At 66.5% G+C, this 1489-nt stretch carries 1 protein-coding gene; it reads left to right on the forward strand.

All coding sequences use genetic code 11. The annotated features are described in order from the left end of the window. Positions 1-2: 2 nt before the first annotated feature. Positions 3-1489, forward strand: a 1487-nt coding sequence (locus ACL03I_RS39285) for a long-chain fatty acid--CoA ligase (RefSeq protein ID WP_412808638.1), incomplete at its 3' end; no start/stop codon positions are given.

Raw genomic sequence — 1489 nt, forward strand, 5'->3', positions numbered from 1 at the left:
CGATGTTGAGCACTATGCAGGACGAGCCGTTGTCGTTGGCGACGTTGCTGCGCTACGCATCGACGTTCGCTGGGGATTCGACCGTGTCCACGTGGACGGGTACCGGCGTGCGCACCATGACCTATCGTGAGGTCGGGGCGGAGTCGGCGCGGTTGGCGAACGCGTTGGGTGGGTTGGGCATCGGGGTGGGTGATCGGGTGGGCACGTTCATGTGGAACAACAACGAGCATCTGGTGGCCTATATCGCGGTGCCCGCGATGGGTGCGGTGCTGCACGCGTTGAACATCCGGTTGTTCCCCGAGCAGGTGGTGTATGTGGCCAACCACGCCGAGGATCAGGTGGTGCTGATGGACGGCAGCCTGGTGCCGTTGTTCGGGCAGATCCTGCCGCACCTGGCCACGGTGCGCCACGTGATCGTGGTCAACGGCGACGCGGCCACGCTCACCGCGCCCGAGGGCGTGCAGGTGCACTCCTACACCGAACTGTTGGGTGCGCAGCCGGAGGTCTACGAGTTCCCGGTGATCGACGAGCGCGCGGCCGCGGCGATGTGTTACACCTCCGGTACCACGGGGGATCCGAAGGGTGTGGTGTATTCGCATCGGTCGAACTGGTTGCACGCGATGCAGGTGGCGGCGAACAACGGGATGGGTTTGCACGGCACCGATTCGATTCTGGCGATCGTGCCGTTGTTCCACGCGAACGCGTGGGGTCTGCCGTATGCGGCGTTGATGGCGGGGGCGAATCTGTTGATGCCCGACCGGTTCCTGCAGCCGGGTCCGTTGTTGGAGGTGATGGCCGCGCAGCGCCCGACCTTCGCCGCGGCGGTGCCCACGATTTGGGGTGGGGTGCTGGCCGGGCTGGCGGCCAACCCGCAGGACATCACGCATCTGCGTGCGGTGGTGGTGGGTGGTTCGGCGGTGCCGCCGTCGATGATGCGCACCTTCGAGGACAAGCACGGGGTGCGGGTGCTGCACGCGTGGGGGATGACCGAGACCTCGCCGTTGGGTAGTGTGGCGCATCCGCCGGCGACCGCGGTCACCGAGGAGCAGAAGTGGGCGTATCGGGTGACGCAGGGTCGTTTCCCGGCCGGAGTGCGGGCGCGTCTGGTCGGTGACGAGGGTGTGGTCCCCAACGACGGGGTGGCGTTGGGGGAGTTGCAGGTGCGTGGTCCGTGGATCACCGGGTCGTATTATTCGCCCGACGGCACGGTGATCGATCCGGAGAAGTTCGACGACGGGTGGTTGCGGACCGGGGATGTCGGCAAGATCAGTCCCGACGGTTATCTCACGCTGGTGGACCGCTCCAAGGACGTGATCAAGTCCGGGGGTGAGTGGATCTCCTCGGTGGATCTGGAGAACGCGGTGATCGCGCATCCGGCGGTCGCCGAGGCCGCGGTGATCGGTGTGCCGGACCAGAAGTGGGACGAGCGTCCGTTGGTGGCGATCGTGCTGGCCGAGGGCGCCGAAGTCAAACCCGAAGAACTGCGGGA

This window comes from Nocardia sichangensis, from assembly GCF_047200615.1.
GTDB lineage: Bacteria > Actinomycetota > Actinomycetes > Mycobacteriales > Mycobacteriaceae > Nocardia > Nocardia sichangensis.